Origin of the sequence: Streptosporangium sp. NPDC051022 (assembly GCF_040683035.1) — a bacterium.
Taxonomy (GTDB): Bacteria; Actinomycetota; Actinomycetes; order Streptosporangiales; family Streptosporangiaceae; genus Streptosporangium.
Genome location: NZ_JBFBCF010000042.1, coordinates 1 through 18857, shown reverse-complemented (window position 1 = coordinate 18857; position 18857 = coordinate 1). Strand labels below are relative to the sequence as shown.

General features: G+C 70.1%; 15 protein-coding genes. 5 read left to right on the top strand and 10 right to left on the bottom strand.

Annotated elements, in window-relative coordinates:
• Window positions 1-4: 4 nt before the first annotated feature.
• The gene (locus tag AB0N02_RS41615) at window positions 5-568 is read left to right on the top strand and encodes a GNAT family N-acetyltransferase (RefSeq protein WP_363959100.1); all 564 of its coding nucleotides are present in this window, start codon (window positions 5-7) and stop codon (window positions 566-568) included.
• 367 nt (window positions 569-935) lie between these two features.
• Window positions 936-1475 (top strand): HNH endonuclease signature motif containing protein, encoded by a 540-nt coding sequence (locus AB0N02_RS41610; RefSeq protein ID WP_363959098.1) that lies wholly within the window; start codon window positions 936-938, stop codon window positions 1473-1475.
• Window positions 1476-2998: 1523 nt separating this feature from the next.
• On the opposite strand, the gene hutI is transcribed toward AB0N02_RS41610, so the two are convergent.
• From hutI to AB0N02_RS41585, 5 genes are all read right to left on the bottom strand, one after another.
• On the bottom strand, window positions 2999-4159 hold the full coding sequence (gene hutI, locus AB0N02_RS41605) for an imidazolonepropionase (protein WP_363959095.1): 1161 nt from the start codon (window positions 4157-4159) through the stop codon (window positions 2999-3001).
• A gap of 133 nt (window positions 4160-4292) precedes the next feature.
• Window positions 4293-5633, bottom strand: coding sequence for a formimidoylglutamate deiminase (locus AB0N02_RS41600; RefSeq protein ID WP_363959093.1), 1341 nt, complete (start codon window positions 5631-5633; stop codon window positions 4293-4295).
• A gap of 281 nt (window positions 5634-5914) precedes the next feature.
• Complete coding sequence (locus AB0N02_RS41595; RefSeq protein WP_363959245.1) at window positions 5915-7129, bottom strand: allantoate amidohydrolase; 1215 nt, start codon at window positions 7127-7129, stop codon at window positions 5915-5917.
• 50 nt (window positions 7130-7179) lie between these two features.
• Window positions 7180-8850 (bottom strand): urocanate hydratase, encoded by a 1671-nt coding sequence (gene hutU, locus AB0N02_RS41590; protein ID WP_363959090.1) that lies wholly within the window; start codon window positions 8848-8850, stop codon window positions 7180-7182.
• 88 nt (window positions 8851-8938) lie between these two features.
• Window positions 8939-9805 carry a MurR/RpiR family transcriptional regulator gene (locus AB0N02_RS41585; RefSeq protein WP_363959088.1) on the bottom strand — a complete coding sequence of 289 codons (867 nt, stop codon included), beginning with the start codon at window positions 9803-9805 and terminating at the stop codon, window positions 8939-8941.
• Window positions 9806-10352: 547 nt separating this feature from the next.
• Here AB0N02_RS41585 and AB0N02_RS41580 point away from each other — a divergent pair.
• On the top strand, window positions 10353-11171 hold the full coding sequence (locus AB0N02_RS41580) for an SAM-dependent methyltransferase (protein WP_363959086.1): 819 nt from the start codon (window positions 10353-10355) through the stop codon (window positions 11169-11171).
• Between the two features lie 77 nt (window positions 11172-11248).
• Here AB0N02_RS41580 and AB0N02_RS41575 read toward each other — a convergent pair whose 3' ends face one another.
• Window positions 11249-12073, bottom strand: coding sequence for a helix-turn-helix transcriptional regulator (locus AB0N02_RS41575; protein WP_363959242.1), 825 nt, complete (start codon window positions 12071-12073; stop codon window positions 11249-11251).
• A 291-nt stretch (window positions 12074-12364) separates the two neighbouring features.
• Here AB0N02_RS41575 and AB0N02_RS41570 point away from each other — a divergent pair, with 291 nt between their 5' ends.
• Window positions 12365-13180: an SAM-dependent methyltransferase gene (locus AB0N02_RS41570; protein WP_363959084.1), complete on the top strand. Its 816-nt coding sequence runs from the start codon at window positions 12365-12367 to the stop codon at window positions 13178-13180.
• A 451-nt stretch (window positions 13181-13631) separates the two neighbouring features.
• Here the strand turns inward: AB0N02_RS41570 and AB0N02_RS41565 are convergent, their stop codons facing one another.
• From AB0N02_RS41565 to AB0N02_RS41550, 4 genes are all read right to left on the bottom strand, one after another.
• Window positions 13632-14912, bottom strand: coding sequence for an esterase-like activity of phytase family protein (locus tag AB0N02_RS41565; RefSeq protein WP_363959082.1), 1281 nt, complete (start codon window positions 14910-14912; stop codon window positions 13632-13634).
• Window positions 14913-15155: 243 nt separating this feature from the next.
• On the bottom strand, window positions 15156-16016 hold the full coding sequence (locus tag AB0N02_RS41560; protein WP_363959080.1) for a polysaccharide deacetylase family protein: 861 nt from the start codon (window positions 16014-16016) through the stop codon (window positions 15156-15158).
• Window positions 16013-17440, bottom strand: a complete 1428-nt coding sequence (locus AB0N02_RS41555) for a YncE family protein (protein WP_363959078.1) — start codon at window positions 17438-17440, stop codon at window positions 16013-16015. The genes AB0N02_RS41560 and AB0N02_RS41555 overlap by 4 nt, the downstream gene beginning before the upstream one ends.
• A gap of 150 nt (window positions 17441-17590) precedes the next feature.
• Window positions 17591-18214: a helix-turn-helix domain-containing protein gene (locus AB0N02_RS41550; protein ID WP_363959075.1), complete on the bottom strand. Its 624-nt coding sequence runs from the start codon at window positions 18212-18214 to the stop codon at window positions 17591-17593.
• A 236-nt stretch (window positions 18215-18450) separates the two neighbouring features.
• On the opposite strand from AB0N02_RS41550, the gene AB0N02_RS41545 reads away from it, so the two are divergent.
• Window positions 18451-18654 carry a ferredoxin gene (locus tag AB0N02_RS41545; protein ID WP_363959072.1) on the top strand — a complete coding sequence of 68 codons (204 nt, stop codon included), beginning with the start codon at window positions 18451-18453 and terminating at the stop codon, window positions 18652-18654.
• Window positions 18655-18857: the final 203 nt, after the last annotated feature.

The following is an 18857-nucleotide window of genomic DNA, read 5'->3' as shown; positions in this document are numbered from 1 at the left end:
TGACGTGACCACCGACCGGGTGACCTTTCAGCATTTGGACGCAGCCGGAGCCCAAGAGCACCGTGACCTGGTCGCCGACCTTCACCGCGACGCCTACGCCGAGCGGATCGCCACCGGGGAGGGGTTCGCCGGTACCGAGGCGTTCCTGCGGCGTTTCGACGCCTACACCACTCGTGATGGTTTCGACCTGGTCTTCGCCCACGTCAACGGCATCGCGGTCGGGCAGGCATGGGGCTGGGCACTCCCCCCGGAAACCACGTGGTGGAACGGCCTGGAATCCGAGCCTGAACCAGGTTTCACCCACGAGGACGGCACGCGCACCTATGCCCTGTCAGAGATCATGGTGCGGCGTTCCTGGACCGGTCAGGGCATCGCCCACGCCCTGCACGACACGCTCCTGAGCGCTCGCACCGAACAGCGGGCCACACTCCTGGTCCGACCGGACAACACCGCTGCTTACGATGCCTACATCCGATGGGGCTGGCAGAAGGCCGCCCGGCTCCGCCCCGGCTGGCCCGGCGCCCCGCTCATGGACGTACTCATCCTGCCCCTCCCCGTCACACCCTGACTCGTAATGAAAGGGTCTCGGGTTCGAATCCCGAAGGCGGCTCCAGCTCAGAGGCCCTACCGGATGATCCGGTAGGGCCTCTGACGTTGTCGTACAGCAACCCGTGCAGCAACGACCGCTCTTGTGGGATGGGGTCGCTCGCGTGCCGCGCGATGTATGGGCGACAAAGATCGAGCGCTTGACTGTTACGACTGAGCCAATAAGTAACCTTCGGCACCCTCGTCGAGGCTCTAAGATTGCCGAAAGCTTTGCAGCATGAGCAGCCCTTGGGGGATGATTTCGAACTGCCAGGCCCGTGTCGAGCGAACGGACCATAGGAATGCCTGAGGGGCGCCCGAATATCCCGACTGATCTTGTAAGAGCAGTCATGCTGGAGGCAGGGCATCGATGTGCGATCCCGACCTGCCGCACGGTCGCTCCGCTTAATATAGAGCACATCGAAGATTGGGCCAAAGTCGGCGAACATCGTTTCGAAAATCTCATCGTGTTGTGCGCCAACTGTCATGGCTTGAAGGTTGATAAGGCAAATCCGCGGCATTTGGATCGGAAGGCGCTTCGGCAATACAAGGCGAACCTTGGTCTGCTGAATGCTCGCTATAGCGATTTTGAGCGCAGGGTGATTCAGTGGTTTGCGGAGCGCCCAGGCGAGGTTGCAATCAAGCTGGGAGGGGTAGGATCTACCCTCGAGATAGAGCTTATGCATCTGCTGCGAGACGGAATTTTGATGCGCTTTATTACAACTAGTTGGGATGATCTCGCCCGGAGTGCGCATGAGGGAGAGTTGCTAAAAGTAGGTGAGGTTTTCGGTCTGACCGAGGCGGGAATGGTACTGGTTGAGCAATGGAAGGCGGCTCAGCCGATTGAAGCGCTTCCTGGAATTTCGGTGAGCGACACTGCGGACGATTAACGGTGGTTCTAGAAGTCGAAGGTCAGTTGTCGGACAAGAAGATCCCTATGGTCGACACTATCGCTGAACGACGTCTGGGACACCCAGGCCATACGAGCGCACTGTACTTAAGGTATCGGGGACGCGCTTTCAGGATCGCCCGCAGGGTTCTATTCTTCGATCCAAATGTACCGGCCGTTATCGTCAAGACTTTTGTTTAGGATCCAAGTGTCCTCGTCTGCCACGCTTTCCTCTTGGAGGATCGCTGCCGTTTCAGCCAGGCATCTTTCGACCTTCTGGCGAAAGACTAAAGATCGCTCGACTCCCCCGATCCTGATTCGGCCATTATTGGTCGTGTCCAGGGAGACTTGATTTCCTTCTAATAGGGCCTTGCGGATGAGTACGCTAAGCCGCGAGTCATTGCTGTTGGGCCTTGACTTATGCAGGCGCCTGTAGTCGTCCAGCCTTCTGAAAAGATTCGCGCTCTCACCAATGTAGATCCAAGTGAAATTTTTAGTGCTGATTCTGATTCGATATAAACCAGCTCTAGAATTTGGGAGATACGGCCACGAGAACGCGATGGCATCCCAGGTAGCGGGTGGGGTGGGATGGGGCCAAGGGAAATGTGGTACAACTAGGCCGCGTGGCTTCCAGCTGAGGGTGACCGAGACGTCGACGGTCTTCGGTAGGGAGGTTTGATCGGCAGGCACGAGGTTGAGAATAGAGATGCCCGCCGACAAAACAGACGCGTCGAAGTTCGGTACTGCAAAGTGCTGTCTCACGAGAGTTAGAGTGAGCGGTTGCCGCGTGGCTTCTTCCAGGGGCCGGGCCTATGGTCCTGGCTCCCACACCGGATGAGGATGGGCCATCGGATGAAGCTGCTGTACAGCAGTCCCGTACAGCAGCACCGTCTTACGTGATCACACCCCACTGAACCACACCTACCGCCTGACCAGCGCGTGAGCCCTCTGATCTGGCACCCACCGTTGACTCGGAAAGAAGTGGTCCTGGCGGCAGCGTCCTCATGGTGATGCGGATGGCCACACCAGACCGGTGGAGAGAACGCAAACCGCGCGAACGCCCTGTATCAGCCCATGGCAAAAGCCTGGTCTCCGTGGTCAGCCGCCCAATGCTCCGCCCCCGGGACAGGGCCAGGGGCCGGGGAGCGCGAGGGGCTGGAAAGCCTCTCGCCCGGGGTCTGGGGCAGCGCCCCGGAAGACGCTGCCCGAGCACGGGTCGCGCGTAGCGCGGGGACTGGCGAGGCCCGTTACGAGGCCCACACCTGAGGTCCGTGACGAGGCCCATATCGGTGAGGAACACAGCGCCGGGAGCCGGTCAGGCCACTCCTTCACCTCATCTCCGGACGCCTGAGATGAGAGTGTTTGCCCGAATTTGCCTGCTCGATAGTTCGTTTCTATCGCGCATCGTGCTGGAAATTATCCGACACGATGCGCGATAGAAAACGACATTCCGTCATGGCTCCGAGTCGCGCCGACCGCCTGCCCGCGACGGGCAGGTACGCACCTCGTCCGCGTCCACGAGGGTCAGACCACGCGTTCGCCGTGTTGCCAGACGGCCGTGACCAGGGGCACTCCGGGGCGGTAGGCCAGGTGGACGTGGGAGGGGGCGTCGAGCAGGACGAGGTCGGCGCGGGCACCCGGGGTGATCCGGCCGACGTCCGTACGGCGCAGCGCCCGCGCCCCGCCCAGCGTCGCCGCCTGCACCGCCTCGTCCGGGGTCATGCCCATCTCCCGCACCGCCACGGCGACGCAGAACGGCATGCTGGTGGTGAAACTGGAGCCCGGGTTGCAGTCGGTGGACAGGGCGACCGTCACCCCCGCGTCCAGCAGGCGCCGGGCGTCGGGGTAGGGGGACCGGGTGGAGAACTCGGCGCCGGGCAGCAGCGTGGCGACCGTGTTCCCCGAGGCCAGGGCGTCGACGTCGGCGTCGTCGAGGTGGGTGCAGTGGTCGGCGGAGGCGGCCCCGAGTTCGACGGCGAGCCGTACGCCGGGGCCGTGGCCCAGCTGGTTGGCGTGGACGCGGGGCACCAGGCCGCGCTTGGCGCCCGCCTCCAGGACGGCCCTCGCCTGGTCGCCGTCGAAGGCGCCGCGCTCGCAGAAGACGTCGACCCAGCGGGCGTACGGCGCGCACCGCTCCAGCATCGGCCCGGTGACGAGGTCGACGTAGGCGTCGGCGTCGAGCCCGGCCGGGACCACGTGGGCGCCGAGGTAGGTCACCTCGTCGGTGTGCTCGCCCGCGATCCGCAGTGAGCGGGCCTCGTCCTCGACGGTGAGCCCGTAGCCGGACTTGCACTCGATGACCGTGGTCCCCTGGCGCAGCGCCTCGGCGACCAGCCTGCCCACGTTCGCCGACAGTTCCGCGTCGCTCGCCGCCCGGGTGGCCGCGACCGTCGTGCGGATCCCGCCCGCGGTGTACGGCGTGCCCGACATACGGGCGTCGAACTCGGCCGTCCGGTCCCCGGCGAAGACCAGGTGGGCGTGGGAGTCGACGAACCCGGGGATCGCGGCCCTGCCTCCCGCGTCGTGGACCCGGTCGGCTGCGGGGGCCTGGGAGGCCGGTCCCGCCCACGCGACGACGGCGCCCTCGAAGACGACGGCGGCGTCCCGGATCACCCCGAGCGGGCCCGCGCCCAGTGAGGGGTCGTTGGTGACGAGGCCGGACAGACCGGTGACGAGCAGGCTCACGATGCCTCCGGATGGACGACGGCCACGGGTGGTGCGGGGCGGACGACGGGACCGGGAGCCCCCATGGCGGACGGGCCCATGGCGTCTCCACAGGGACGAAGGCCACACCCGACGGGGATGAACCGGACGAACCTCATGACGCCTCCAGGCGGGCGATGGCCGCGCGCAGGGCGGCGGGCACGTCGGGGACGAGGGTGTGGGCGCCGTGCCGTACGATCACCCGGCCGCCGGCGACGACGTCGCGGACGTCGGCGGCGGTGGCGGCGAAGACGGCGGTCTCCGCGCCGTGCAGTGGCCCGGCGGTGCGGACCGAGTCGAGCGAGACGGTCACCAGGTCGGCCACCGCGCCGACCTCGATGCGGCCGGCGTCCGGCCAGCCGAGCGAGGCGTGGCCGTCACCGGCCGCGGCGCGCAGCAGCCGGGCGGCGCTCCAGTGGCCCCTGCGGCGGGTACGCAGCCGTTCGTTCAATTCCATGCCGCGCGCCTCCTCGAACATGTCGATGACGGCGTGGCTGTCACTACCCAGAGTGAGCCGTGCCCCTGCCTCCTGGAGAGCCCTGGCGGGCCCGATGCCGTCGGCGAGGTCCCGTTCGGTCGTCGGGCACATGCAGACGGTGGTGCCGGTGCCGCCCAGCAGGCCGATGTCGTCGCCGGTGAGGTGGGTGGCGTGCACGGCGGTCGCGCGCGGACCGAGCAGGCCGTGGTCAGCCAGGAGCCTGGCGGGCGTGACGCCGTACGCCCGCAGGCATCCCTCGTTCTCCGCGGGCTGTTCGGACAGGTGCGTGTGGATCGGCGTCCGCCGGGCGTCCGCCCAGGCGGCGACCGTGCCGAGCTGGTCGGCGGGAACGGCCCGTACGGAGTGGACGGCGGCCCCGGCCAGGGCGTGGTCGCGGTCCTTCAGCGCCCCGGCCAGTGCCTCGGCGCGTTCGGCCCATGCCTCGGCCGAACCGTCGCTGAAGCGGAGCTGGGTGGCGTCGGGCTCGGCGCCGAACCCGGAGGACAGGTAGCAGGTGTCGAGCAGCGTGATCCGGATGCCCGCCTGCGCGGCGGCCTCGACCAGCGCCTCGCCCATCGCGTTCGGATCGGCGTACCGCACGCCGCCGGGCGCGTGGTGCAGGTAGTGGAACTCGCCCACGCAGGTGATCCCGGCCAGGGCCATCTCGGCGTAGACGGCTCTGGCGAGGTCGAGGTAGGTGTCGGGGTCCAGGGCGGAGGCGACCCGGTACATGACCTCCCGCCAGGTCCAGAAGGTGCCGCCGCCGGTCTGGGTGGCGCCGCGCAGCGCCCGGTGGAAGGCGTGCGAGTGGGCGTTGGCCAGGCCCGGCAGGACCAGGCCGTCGAGGACGACGGCGTCGCCGGGCGCGCTGCCCGGCCGCAGCGACGCGATGCGGCCCTCGACCACCTCGATGAGAACGCCGGACTCCAGGACGCCCGCCCCGGAGGCCCCGGCTCCGGAGGCCCCCGAGGTCTCCACCCCGGGGACCCCTGCTCCGGAGCCCCCGGATCCGGAGGTCCCAGCCCCGGATACCTCGGATCCGGGGACCCCGGAGGGTCCAGGGGGCATGGAAGAGCCGGAGGAACCGGGAGACACGGAGAAGTCAGGGGAGCCGGGAGCCGTGGAGGGGCCTGGGGCGCCGGGGCGCGGGCCCTCCGTCCAGGCGTACCTGGCCCAGAACCGGCCGCTCGCCCCGCTCCCGCCCGAACCGCCCACCGCGGCTCCGCCCGAGGTGCTCGCCGCGGACCCGGCCGGGGCGCTCACCGCGGATCCCGCGCGACGTCCGCGGCGGGGGCCGAGGGGGCGTCCGGCGGCGCGCACAGCAGTTCCTGGAGGACGTCGGTCAGTGCGACGACCCCGGCCAGGCAGTCGGGCTCCTCGGCGTGCTCGTGCGGGGAGTGCGAGACCCCGGTCGGGTTGCGCACGAACAGCATGGCGGTGGGGATCTCCGAGGCGAGGATGCCCGCGTCGTGCCCGGCCCCGGTCGGCAGTACGGGAACCCCGCCGAGCGCCCGTGACAGGCGGTCCCTGAGCGGCACGTCGAAGTCGACGACCGGCGTGTAGGACTCCCTGGTGACCTCGGCTCCCACGGCGGCGTCGGAGATCCCCTTCACGAGGGCGTCCAGGGTCTCCGCGTCCGCGGCCCGGGAGTCGAGCCAGGCGGTCACGAGGGAGGCGATGGCGTTGGTCCCGTTCGGCTCGACGCGGATCTTGCCGAAGGTGGCCAGGGCTCCGGCGGCCCGCGCCAGCTCCCTGGCGGACAGGACGGTCGCCGCGTAGCCCAGCATGGGGTCGTGGCGGTCCTGGAGGCGGGTGGTGCCCGCGTGGTTGGCCTCGCCTCTGAAGTCGAACCGCCAGCGGCCGTGCGGCCAGATCGCCGAGGCGACGCCGACGGAGTACGGCGTGTCCGCCAGGTACCGCCCCTGCTCGACGTGGAGCTCGACGAACGCGCCGACGCGGGACAGACGCTCGTCGTCGCGGCCGATCGCCGCGGGGTCCTGGCCCGCGCGCTCCATCGCGTCGGCGAGAAGGACGCCGTCGCCGTCGCGCAGGGACCGCGCGTGGCCGGGCTCCAGCACGCCCGTCATCAGCCGCGACCCGACACAGGCGACGCCGAACCTGGCGCCCTCCTCGTCGCCGAAGTTGACGACGGCCAGCGGGCGCACCGGCCGGATGCCCCGCTCACGCAGCGCGTCCAGGGCGGCGAAGGAGGACACGACGCCGAGCGGCCCGTCGTAGGCGCCGCCGTCGGGCACCGAGTCCAGGTGGGAGCCGGTGACGACGGCGTCACCGGCGGCGGGGTCGCCCAGCCAGGCCCACTGGTTGCCGTTGCGGTCGACCTCGTAGACCAGGCCCCTGCGCCGCGCCTGCTCGGCGAACCAGACGCGGCACTCGCCGTCCTCGGCCGTCCAGGCGTGGCGCCGGTAACCGCCGGTGGCGCCGTGGCGGCCGACGGGGAGCAGCTCCCGCCACATCTCGCGGAAGCCGTCCGCCGCCTCCTCCGCCCTCCCGTCCCGTGTGTCTGTCACGCGTCACCCTCACGCATCGGTACCCGCACCTCGCGCTCCTGGGCGATCTCGGCCGCCCGGTCGTATCCGGCGTCCACGTGCCGGATGACGCCCATGCCGGGGTCGTTGGTCAGCACCCGGCGGATCTTCTCCCCGGCGAGGGCCGTACCGTCGGCGACCGTGACCTGACCGGCGTGGATGGAGCGTCCGATGCCGACGCCGCCGCCGTGGTGGATGGAGACCCAGGACGCGCCCGAGGCGACGTTGACCATGGCGTTGAGCAGCGGCCAGTCGGCGATGGCGTCGGAGCCGTCCAGCATCGCCTCCGTCTCCCGGTACGGCGAGGCGACCGACCCGCAGTCGAGGTGGTCGCGGCCGATCGCCACCGGGGCGGAGAGCTCGCCGGAGGCCACCATGTCGTTGAACCGCTCGCCCGCCCTGTCGCGCTCGCCGTACCCGAGCCAGCAGATGCGCGCGGGCAGGCCCTGGAAGTGGACCCTCTCCCCGGCCATCTTGATCCAGCGGGCCAGCGACTCGTTCTCGGGGAACAGCTCCAGGATCGCCCGGTCGGTCGCGGCGATGTCGGCCGGGTCACCGGACAGCGCCGCCCAGCGGAAGGGGCCCTTGCCCTCGCAGAACAGCGGCCTGATGTAGGCGGGGACGAAGCCGGGGAAGTCGAAGGCGCGGGCGTAGCCCGCCAGCTTGGCCTCACCGCGGATCGAGTTGCCGTAGTCGAAGACCTCGGCCCCGGCGTCCTGGAAGCCGACCATCGCCTCGACGTGCCTGGCCATGGACTCGCGGGCGCGCTGGGTGAACCCCTCGGGGTCCTTGGCCGCCTCGCCGGCCATGTCCTCGAGGGCGACGCCGAGCGGCAGGTAGGCGAGCGGGTCGTGCGCCGAGGTCTGGTCGGTGACGATGTCGATCTCCGCGCCCCGCGCGAGCAGTTCCGGTACGGCCTGCGCCGCGTTGGCCTCGACGCCGATGGACAGCGGCCTGCGGGCGTCACGGGCCTCGTAGGCCAGGCGCAGGGCCTCGTCGAGGTCGGCGGCCTTGACGTCGAGGTAGCGGTGCTCGATCCGCCGGTCGATGCTGCGGGGGTCGCAGTCGACGCAGATCGCGACGCCGCCGTTCATGGTGACCGCGAGGGGCTGGGCACCGCCCATGCCGCCGAGTCCGGCGGTGAGCGTGATCGTCCCGGCGAGGGAGCCGCCGAACCTCTTGGCCGCGACGGCGCTGAAGGTCTCGTAGGTGCCCTGGAGGATGCCCTGGGTGCCGATGTAGATCCACGATCCGGCGGTCATCTGCCCGTACATGGTGAGCCCGAGCTGTTCGAGCCGCCGGAACTCCGGCCAGGTCGCCCAGTCGCCGACCAGGTTGGAGTTGGCGATGAGCACGCGCGGCGCCCACTCGTGGGTGGTCATGACGCCGACCGGGCGGCCCGACTGCACCAGCAGGGTCTCGTCGCCCCGGAGCGTGGTGAGCGTGCGCACGATGGCGTCGTAGGAACGCCAGTCGCGCGCGGCCTTGCCGGTGCCGCCGTAGACGACGAGCTTGTCGGGATGCTCGGCGACCTCGGGGTCGAGGTTGTTCATGAGCATCCGCAGTGCGGCCTCCTGCTGCCACCCCTGGGTGTTGAGCCCCGCTCCTCGCGGGGCCCGGACCGGACCTCGACCGCTCTCCTGAGCCACGCTTCCGCCCTCCAGCACCTCGGCTGCCGCCGACAGGTCAAATAGTTCTATTCATCTTTATATTGAATGAATAGATCCAGTCAACAACCTACTCCGTGAAGAGTTCCCTGGCCGCGGCCGACACCTCGAAGGCTTCCAGCCGCGCCTCGGCCCCCGGGATCTCGTCGCACATCGCCTCCAGCAGGATCCGGCCGAGCATCATGGGCCCGCAGGCGGTGTCGAAGACCAGGCTGGTGCCCACGGCCGCGGCGAGCACCACGTCCGACAGCGCCGCCGCGGGCGCGAACGCGCTGTCGGCCACGGTCACCACGCTCAGCCCCGCGTTCCTGGCGACGGCGAGGGCGTCGGTCAGCTCGGCCGGGTAGCGGGGCAGCGCGAAGCAGAGCAGCGCGCTCGCCCCCGCGGCGGCGGCCCGCTCGATCCGGTCGGCGAGCATGGAACCGCCCTCGTCGAGCAGGCGCACGTCGGGGTGGACCTTGGCGGCGAAGTAGGAGAAACCCGCCGCCTGGGCCGAGGCGGCGCGCAGGCCGAGGACGAGCAGCGGCCGGGAGGCGGCCAGCAGCCGCGCGGCGCCGACGACCGGCGCCGGGTCCGCCAGCGTCCCGGCGAGCCGCTGGAGGTTGCCGATCTCGGCGAGGATCGCCCGCTGGTGCTCGTTCAGCGCGCCGTCGCCCTCCTGCTCTCCCACGCGGACGCCCTGCGCGCCCGTCTCGGGCAGGCCGAGCTCGCGCAGTTGCTTCCGCAGCCCGGGGTATCCGTCGAACCCCAGCGCCATGGCGAAGCGGGTCACCGACGGCTGGCTGACCCCGGCCAGCTCCGCGACCTCCACGCTGGACAGGAAGGGCGCCTCCGCGGCGTGCTGGACCAGGCAGTGCGCGATCCGGCGCTGCGCCGGGGTCAGCCGGTGTCCTTCGAACAGGCGCAGCAGGCGGGCACCGGCGTCGTCCGGGTTCATGGTCCTCCTCGGCGGGACCGGGATCGCGTCGTGACACGGCCCCGGTGGTTCGCGGGTCGGCGGGCGGGATGGGCGGATTCCGGCTCCATAGTCTCCTCGCATCCCGGAGCGCGTCCCCTGCCCGACCTCCGGTACTCCCCCGCTCGGCATCCGAGACGCGACGGCGCCCGACCTCACCGGGCCTCACCCGGAGCGTGGCCGACGGCCGCCCCTCCGACCATTCACATATATTCATTCAACATGAAGTCTGCATGGCTACATGCAGAGCGGCAAGAAGCCCTAACGGCCTATTCGGTCGCCGCGCGACGCCCGGCGGCACGGTGGCCGCCTCCCCCTGCGGCAACGCGCGGGGACGATGCCGGTCGTTTCCGGGACTTCCGCGCCAGGCCCGGACGGCGGGTGCATGATCCTATAAAAAACCGGACACGATCCAGCGAAAGGGTTAAGGGGGGCATAGCTGGAGCCACCGGTTGCCGGAATATGCCCCCTAAGCATAAGAAAAGCGGATAGCCTCCGCAGAAACCCGATCTGCTGGATGGAGAGCACCGTGGCATCGTCGAAGCCGGAGCGGCCGAGGCTCGACACGACGATCCCCAACATGGGCCGGGTCGCCGACTACTTCCTCGGCGGCAAGGACAACTTCGCGGTCGACAGGGAGGCGGCGGAGGCCGCGCTGGCCATAACCCCCGAACTGCCCGCGCTCTGGCGGGAGGGGCGTCGCTTCCTCGGCAGGGCGGTACGGTTCCTCGCCCAGGAGGCGGGCATCCGGCAGTTCATCGACATCGGCTGCGGCCTGCCCACCCAGGGCAACGTGCACGAGATCGCCCACTCGGTCGCGCCCGACGCGCGGGTGGTCTACGTCGACAACGACCCGATGGTCGTGGCCCACGGCCAGGCCCTCCTCCAGGACGACCGGCTGACGGTGGTCATCGAGGCCGACGCCCGTGACCCCGAGCGGCTGCTGTCCCACCCGCGGCTCACCGAGATGATCAACCTCGACGAGCCGACGGCGATCCTGCTCTTCGGGGTGCTGCAGGACATCCCGGACGACGCCCTGGTGCTGCAGATCACCGACCACCTGCGCAAGGCGATGTCCCCCGGCAGCTACCTGGCCGTCTCCCACCCCGTCGCCGACCTGCGTCCCGAGGCGACCGCGAAACTCGCCGCCTTCTACCAGGACGAGGGCGCGATCACCGGCCCCCGCCGCGAGGGACTGCGTACCAAGGCCGAGGTCGAGCCCTGGTTCGAGGGACTCGACCTCGTCGACCCCGGAATCGTCTACATCCCGCAGTGGCGGCCCGACGGGGCCGTGCTCCACCGCCCCGACTCGATATGGGTCGTCGGCGGGATCGGCCGCAAGGAGTAGACGCAAGGGCGGGCTGCGGATGCCGCACCCGCCGCACGCGTCCCGGCCTTCCGGAAGCCGGCCCCGGCCCTCTGCGCTCAGATCTCCTTGAGGACCCGGTTGAGGATCGTGGCCGCCGCGCCCGGCTGCTCGGCCTCGATGTCCAGCCGGTTCATGACATGCCAGTAACGCTCGGTCTCGGCCGGCTTGTCGAGGTAGAGGGCTCCGGCGAGCTGTTCGAGGTAGACCACGTCGGGAAGCTCCCCCTCGGGGAAGCGCAGGATCGTGATGGGCCCGGCCGCCCCGGCGTGGCCGCACGCGCAGAACGGCATGATCTGGACGGTGACCTGGGGAAGCTCCGAGATGCGGATGAGATGCTCGATCTGCGCGCGCATCGTCGTGGCACCGCCGATGAGACGGCGCAGCGCCGTCTCATCGATCACGATCCACAGCTTGGGGGGATCCGGCCGGTACAGGATCTCCTGGCGCCGCATCCGCAGGGCCACCCGGCGCTCGACCTCGTGACCGGTGACGTTGCGGCGGCCGAGCTGGATGACTGCGCGGGCGTAGTCCTCGGTCTGCAGCAGCCCGGGAACGAACTGGACCTCGTAGCTGCGGATGACGCAGGCGGCCTGTTCCAGCCCGAGATAGGCGTCGAACCAGCCGGGCACCACGTCGCCGTAGGCCTGCCACCAGCCCGGCATCCCGGCCTGCTCCGTCAGCGACAGCAGGGTCGCGCGCTCGGCGTCGTCGGTGACGTCGTACAGGGTGAGGAGGTCGGCCACGTCACGCCGCTTGAGGCCGGTACGGCCCAGCTCCAGCCTGCTGATCTTGGAGTGCGACGCCCGGATGGCCTTTCCCGCCTCCTCGCGGGTGACACCCCGGGCCTCACGCAGCCGGCGCAGTTGCGCGCCAACCAGCATCCGCGCCACGGTGGGGCCCGTCTGCCGGTAATCCTGGGTGAGGCACTCATCCAGTTCGCCTACGGTCGTCCGAACAGTGCGCAAGCTCGCTCCCTATGCAGCAAACCGACACGGCGGACCACTGGCGTACGGCCGCGCTCAAGCTTTACACGCCGACCGGTCTCCGCGCACCCGAAGAGTCTTCCGTAGCGAAGAGTTCACTATCATTCCGAATGATCTCACCGGAGGCGTCACCGTACCCCAGGCGGCGAAAATCGGGCGGGCCGCCGGCGCGGAAAGCAAGGAGAACGTGTGGACGACAAGCCGAGCACTTCCGAGCCGAGCAAGCTGAACCCCACCGTCGCGCACAACGCCAGGGTCTGGAACTACTGGCTCGGCGGTAAGGACCACTATCTCGCCGACCGCCAGGTCGGCGACCGGATCTTCGAGATGTTCCCCAACATCGTCCACGTGGCCCGCGCCGACCGCGCGTTCCTCGGCCGCGTGGTCCGTCACCTCACCGCGGAGGTGGGGATCCGGCAGTTCCTGGACATCGGCACCGGCCTGCCGACGGTGGACAACACCCACGAGGTCGCCCAGCGCGTGGCGCCCGAGTCCCGCATCGTCTACGTCGACAACGACCCCCTGGTGCTGGTGCACGCCCGAGCCCTCCTGACGAGCACTCCCGAGGGCGCCACCGACTACATCGACGCCGACGCGCGCGACCTCGACAAGATCATCCAGGAGGCCACGCGGACGCTGGACCTCACCCGGCCCGTGGCGATCATGCTGCTGGGAATCCTGAACTTCGTCCTCGACACCGACGAGGCGCGGGCGATCGCGCACCGGCTGATAGAGGCCGTGCCCTCCGGAAGCCACCTGGTGCTCACCCACCCGACCCTGGAGCTCGGCGGCGAGGCGAACATCGAGGCGATGCGGTTCTGGAACGAGCACGCCACGCCCCCGATCACCGCGCGTACCGGCGAGGAGATCGCCCGCTTCGCCGAGGGCCTGGAACTGCTGGAGCCCGGAATGGTGTCGTGCGCCCTCTGGCGCCCCGAGCCGGCCTACGTCGGCGACGCCCCCCTCGAGGTCTCCCAGTACGGCCTCGTCGCCCGTAAACCCTGACATCCTCCTCGACGTCCCGGGCCCGGCACGGGAACCACCGGAAAGCGGCGAACCACCAGAAAGCGCAGACCGACCTCCCCACCACACCGGACAGGGGAGGCCGAGCCGGGAGTCCCCCGACCAGTGCCGTGACCCCGCGCGGAGATTCACCGGGCCCGGCGCCGTCCACCGGCGCCGGGCCACTCCGTGCCGCCGCTCGCCGTACCGGCGCCCTGGACGACCACAGACACCGTCGAGAGGGCGGTCACGGCCGGAGAACGACCGCAGGACGCGGTCACGGCCGGAGGACGGTCCTGGGGAATGCGATCACAGCCAGAGAACCTTCCGAAGGACGCGATCACGGGCGGGGGACGACCGTGAAGGACACGGTCACAACCGAAGAACCTCTGGGGAGATGATCACGGATGAGAACCCCCGGGGGCTGTGGGCATGATCGAGGAAAAGGTGGGGGTCAGAGAAGAGGGCGAGGGAGGCGGATGGTCAGGATGCGGCTGGTGACGCCGGAGTCGATCAGGCGGCCGTCCGCGCCGAAGGAGCCGAGACCGAAGTCGTTGTCGTTGGCGATGGCGATCGTCCTGGGGTCGATGACCGCGACGCCCTCGATCTTCCCGGGCAGGCCGGGCAGCGCCGCCAGGTCGACGGCCAGCGACTTGGTCGCGGCGGTGACACCCGCGGGCAGGGCCGCCTCCAGCGACGGCGTGGTCGCCGGGTCGTCCTGGGCTCCGCCGAGGAGGTTGGTCGCCTGGCGCAGGTCGACGGTGTAGAGGCGGGCCACGGCGTCCGTACGCTCCTGGAGCAGCAGGCGGCCCGGCCGCAGCACGGAGAGCGCGGAGATCTTCATGTCACCCTGCTCGGCGGCCGGGTCGAAGGTCGCGACGTTCTCCATGACGTAGGCCCACTCAGCGGTCGGCCGTCCGGTGCGGAGGTCCACGCGCAGGATCCGGGCGACGCTCGAAGCCTTGCCGGTCTTCTTGTCGGGGTTGGCCAGGGGGCTCTGCACGGCGAGGTACAGGGCGCGCTCGGCGTGCGAGATGCCCAGCGCCTCGAAGCCCCGGTTCTGCTGACGGGTGGCGAAGATCGCGGGCAGCGTCTCGTAGACGGGGTAGCCCGCCCCGGTCAGGCCGAGGCCCTTGGGCACGTACCTGGCGAGAATCCGTCCGTCGGCGGCCACGTGCACCAGCGAGGGAGAGTACTCCTCGACCAGCCAGAAACCGCCGCGCCCGTCGGTGACGATGTCCTCGGTGTCCAGCCCGTTCGGGTCGTAGGACAGCTGGGTCAGGCCGTCCCAGCTGTAGGGGATCTCGTCGTGACCGGCCTGGTTCGACAGGCCGGTGATCGGCGTGCCGTCGGACTTCTTCAGCGGGATGCTCTTGACGATCTTCGCCACGCCGTGCCGTACGGCCACGCGCACGATGGCGGGCGCGAAGTCGGGCACCGGGAACGTGCGCCGCTTCTCACCGTTGACCTTCGGCTCGCCGTTCGGACCGCGGTCGGTCACCATCCAGTATTCGCCCTCGCGCTCGGCGGGGTAGAGGCCACTGCCGACCCCGCCCAGCTTGACGCCCCTGTCGTCCTTGATGAGCCCGGGCTCGAACGCGGCCAGGGCGGGGGCGGGCAGCGTCACGTCGGAGGTGATCTGCGGCGTCCGGACCGGCGAGGCGACCGCGGGAGCGGCGATCGTGGTGGTGAGCGCCGCGGCGGCGGCCAGCGCGGCGAGGAGTGAACGCGACATGACGCTTTCCTTTACGAACGATTCGGCAGACGGAACCCGGAAGCTATCGACGCCCGGCGTCCTGGCGCCGAAGCCCCGGTGAACGCGAGAAGAAAAGGGGAGCGTCGGCCGCGTCACCGCGGCCCCGGCCGAACGATCGGGGGAAGATCGGGGGAAAACGCCCGCGCGTGCGGGGATGACAAGGTGATCGTGACCGCGCTGCGCCGTCGGCTGACAAAACGCCCGCTCGTGCGGGGACGGCGATCAGCTCGTGAGCAGTTCGGTGACCGTGACGGCTCGCAACCTGCGTCGGCGCAGGCCCGTGAGGATCCCGGGCAACGCCTCGGCCGTTCCGGGGTGGCCGAGGTGCAGGCTCACGATCGAGCCGGGCCGTACGGTGTCCAGGACGTTGGCCGTGACCACGGCGGAGCCGGGGTCGGTGTGATCGTAGGAGTCCACGTCGTAGGACAGGCAGGTCCGATAGCCCACGCGGGCCGCCAGCCCGCGGACCAGCGGGGTCGCGTGCCGGGCCGCGGAGGGCCGGAACCAGGAGCCGATCGAGCCGGTGAGCTCGCGCAGCCGGGCGGCGCACTCGGCGATCTCCGCGTACGCGGCGCCCTCGTCCATCGCGGAGATGTCCAGGTGACGCTGGGTGTGGTTGCCGAGGTCGTGCCCTCCCGACAGGACACGGCGGGCCATCCCGGGATACCTGTCGAGCCAGGTGCCGACCGCCAGGACCGTCAGGCGCGCGTCGTGCCGCTCGGCCTCCGCCAGGACGCTCTCCGCCAGCCGTACCGGACCCGCGCCGTGGAAGGTCAGCGCGATCCGTGGCCGGTCGCGGGGGCCGTTCCGTACCTCGGGTGGCGGATTCCGCCGCCGCGGTGCCGCCGGAGCCGGAACCGTGCTCCGCGCGGGGGCGGGCCGGGCGGCCGGTTCCGGGCCTCCCGCGTTCCGTCCGGTCTCCGCGTCGCCGGTTCTCCCCGGCAACCGCCCGGCATCCGCCTCCCGCTCGTTCCCGTCCGGTGACGACGAGCAGGCCACCGTGGCTCCCAAGGTGACGACGGCTCCGAGACGGAGGACGAGACGCCGGCCGACCGCCCCCGGCCTCTCTGCGTCGTCCGTCATCGGAAGACCCCCGTGTGGCCGAGCGAGTAGCGGCCCGGCTGGGGATAGACGGCCAGGCCGTGGGGCCCGGCGCCGACGGGGATCTTGCGCAGGAGACGGCCGCTTTCGGTGTCGAACACGTAGACGACGCCGTTGTAGCGCCCGGACAGCCACAGTCGCCGTCCGTCCGCGGACACCCCGCCCATGTCCGGTGAGCCGCCACCGGGGATGCGCCAGGTGTCGACGGGTCTGCCACGGGCGAAGGAGACGACGGAGACGGATCCCGCGCCCCGGTTGGACACGTACAGCAGCCGCGAGTCCCGGCTGACGTAGAGTCCGTGGGCGCCCGCGCCGGTCTTGATGAAACCCGTGACGCGGAACCTCACGGCGTCGACGAGCCACACGCCGTCCCTGGCCATGTCGGCGACGTAGAACGTGGTGCCGTCGGGGGAGAGCTTGACGTCCTGGGGCATGCTGCTGTGCCCCGCCATGCTGTGAGCCGCCTCGCGTGCCGTCTGGGACGACGTGCCGCGCGCCGCACCTTCCGCCGCTCCGTTCACCGCTCCTTCCGCCGCTCCGGGCGGCGCTCCGGGCGGCGCGGGCGCGCCGTGCGCCGCCTCGCCACCGGGCACATGCGATACGCCACCGGGCGGGGCCGCGCCGCCCTTCACCTCGGTGCGCTGCGCGATGCCGCGCGGTACGTCCCTGCCGGTGAGGGTGATGACGCGCAGGACCTTCCGCGCGCCGACGTCGATGGCCACCAGCTGGCCGGAGAACTCGCAGCTGGCCAGGAAGACGGCGCCGTCGGCGGTGAAGTCGCCGTGGTTGATCCCCCTGCAGGGCATGTTCATCGAGTGCCGCAGCCGCATGGTATGCGGGTCGCGGAAGTCGAGCCGGTTGTTCCGCTCGGCCATCACCAGTGCGGTACGGCCGTCCAGGGTGAAGTACAGGTTGTAGGGGTCGTCGACGGGTACGGCCTTGCCCGGCATACCGGTCACGGGATCGATCGGGATGAGCGTGTTGCCGTCGTTGTTGTTGACCCACAGGGTCTTGAGATCCCACGAAGGAACGACGTGCTGCGGCCTGCCGTGGACGGGGAACACGCGGATCACCCGATAGGTGCGCGGGTCGATCACGCTGACGGTGTCGCTCTCGCTGTTCGGCACGTAGACCCGCGAGGGGAACTTCGCCACGACCGGGCTGAGCATGCCGGGCCGGTCGTAGGCGTAGACGTCCACCTGTGGGGTCCCGCGGTTCTCGCGGGCGCCACCACCGGACGGATCCGCGGCGGGATGGGAGGCGTGCGGGGAGTCGGCGGCGGGATCGGCGTGGCCGGCGGAGTCGTGTGCCCCCGGAGAAGTGCCGCCGCAGGCGGACAGGGCACACACCGCCGTGATCAGCGCGACGCCCGCGGCGAACCGTCGTCTTTCTTCCAGCTGCCGCATGCCCCGCCTCCGGTCGCCCCCGGCGCTCGTGGCCGTATACGGAAACGGTAGGAACACGCGGGTCAGGAGATGCCCAAACCACGGTTAGCGGGGGACCTTGCCTTCTCCCACGGCGCCTCCGCGGAAGACGGCGTGGGAGATCTCGGGGCGTCAGGCCTTGGGGGTGGTGATGACGCGCAGGCCCGCGAGGGTGAGCTCCGCGGCTCGCCTGCAGGATTCCACCACCTCCTCGGAGGGGTCACCGCGTCCGAGGCTGATGTACCCCGCCAGCTTGGTCGCGCCCATCACCGCTCCGACCGCGGCGGCCGCCTCGACGAGGTCCAGTTCGTCGGGGCAGGCCCGGTGCAGGGCCTCGGCGAGCTCCCGCTGGGTGTCGAACAGCAGCAGCAGCGCGTGTGCCCTGAGCGAGGGAACAGTCATGATCAGATGGTTGACCGACGTGATCTCCCGTCCCAGCTCGGCGTCGCCCGCGATGACCTCGAAGACCGTACCGACCGCGCGGGTCAGCAGGTCGGCCGGCCCCTCGCCGCTCCGGCGCTCGGCGACCGTGCGCAGCACGCGGTCGAGGCTCTCCCTGGCGTTGTACAGGAGCACCTCTTCCTTGCTGGCGAAGTAGCTGAAGAAGGTCCGTGTCGAGACCTCGGCCGCGGCGGCGATCTCCGAGACCGTCGTCTGCTCGTATCCCTTTTCCAGGAAGAGGCGCACGGCCCCGGCGATCAGGGCACGTCTGGTGCGAAGCTTCTTGCGTTCGCGCAGCCCGGGAACCTCACCCATGCGGGAAGCGTAGTGCATGAATTTATCTTATGCATTTATTGCAAATTTGCATCCCATGTATTTTTATGGGTGTGACGGAGCACTTCGACTCCACGCCTCGCCGTACTCGCCGAGGAGGTGCCGATGCGCGACATCGAGTCCGGCCACGGCATGCACGTCCTGCCGGTGAGATGGGTAGGAAACGCGTCGCTTTCTTCCTCGGCCGTAACCCTGGATCTCCAGACTGGAGGAATCAGATGAAAGTCCAGACCGACACGCAGCGGTGCGTCGGCGCGGGCATGTGCGCGCTCACGGTGCCGGAAGTGTTCGACCAGAGCGAGGAGGACGGCACCGTCGTCCTTCTCGACGCGGAGCCCCCGCCGGAGCGGCAGGCCGCCGTCCAGCGCGCCGAGCGGCTGTGCCCGTCGGGCGCCATCTCGGTGCTCCTGTCCGGCGACTGACCGGACCCGCCCGCCCCCTCGGTCGCGAATCCGGACGATTTCGCGTTCGAGGGGGCGCCGGGCGGTCTCCGCCACCGCGACGGCGGCCGCCCGCGGCAGGCTCAGAGGTGGTAGGCGTACTCGCGGAACTCCCAGTCGGTGACGGTCTTGGAGAACCGCTGCACCTCGTCGCGCTTGTAGGCCAGATAGGCGGCGGAGAACTC

What these genes read in the sequence shown, in the direction of transcription:
- AB0N02_RS41610 (WP_363959098.1), top strand. Translation starts at nt 936, where the DNA reads ATGCTGGAGGCAGGGCATCGATGTGCGATCCCGACCTGCCGCACGGTC.
- AB0N02_RS41595 (WP_363959245.1), bottom strand. Translation starts at nt 7,129, where the DNA reads ATGTGGCGGGAGCTGCTCCCCGTCGGCCGCCACGGCGCCACCGGCGGT.
- AB0N02_RS41585 (WP_363959088.1), bottom strand. Translation starts at nt 9,805, where the DNA reads ATGAACCCGGACGACGCCGGTGCCCGCCTGCTGCGCCTGTTCGAAGGA.
- AB0N02_RS41575 (WP_363959242.1), bottom strand. Translation starts at nt 12,073, where the DNA reads ATGCTGGTTGGCGCGCAACTGCGCCGGCTGCGTGAGGCCCGGGGTGTC.
- AB0N02_RS41565 (WP_363959082.1), bottom strand. Translation starts at nt 14,912, where the DNA reads ATGTCGCGTTCACTCCTCGCCGCGCTGGCCGCCGCCGCGGCGCTCACC.
- AB0N02_RS41560 (WP_363959080.1), bottom strand. Translation starts at nt 16,016, where the DNA reads ATGACGGACGACGCAGAGAGGCCGGGGGCGGTCGGCCGGCGTCTCGTC.
- AB0N02_RS41555 (WP_363959078.1), bottom strand. Translation starts at nt 17,440, where the DNA reads ATGCGGCAGCTGGAAGAAAGACGACGGTTCGCCGCGGGCGTCGCGCTG.
- AB0N02_RS41550 (WP_363959075.1), bottom strand. Translation starts at nt 18,214, where the DNA reads ATGGGTGAGGTTCCCGGGCTGCGCGAACGCAAGAAGCTTCGCACCAGA.
- AB0N02_RS41545 (WP_363959072.1), top strand. Translation starts at nt 18,451, where the DNA reads ATGAAAGTCCAGACCGACACGCAGCGGTGCGTCGGCGCGGGCATGTGC.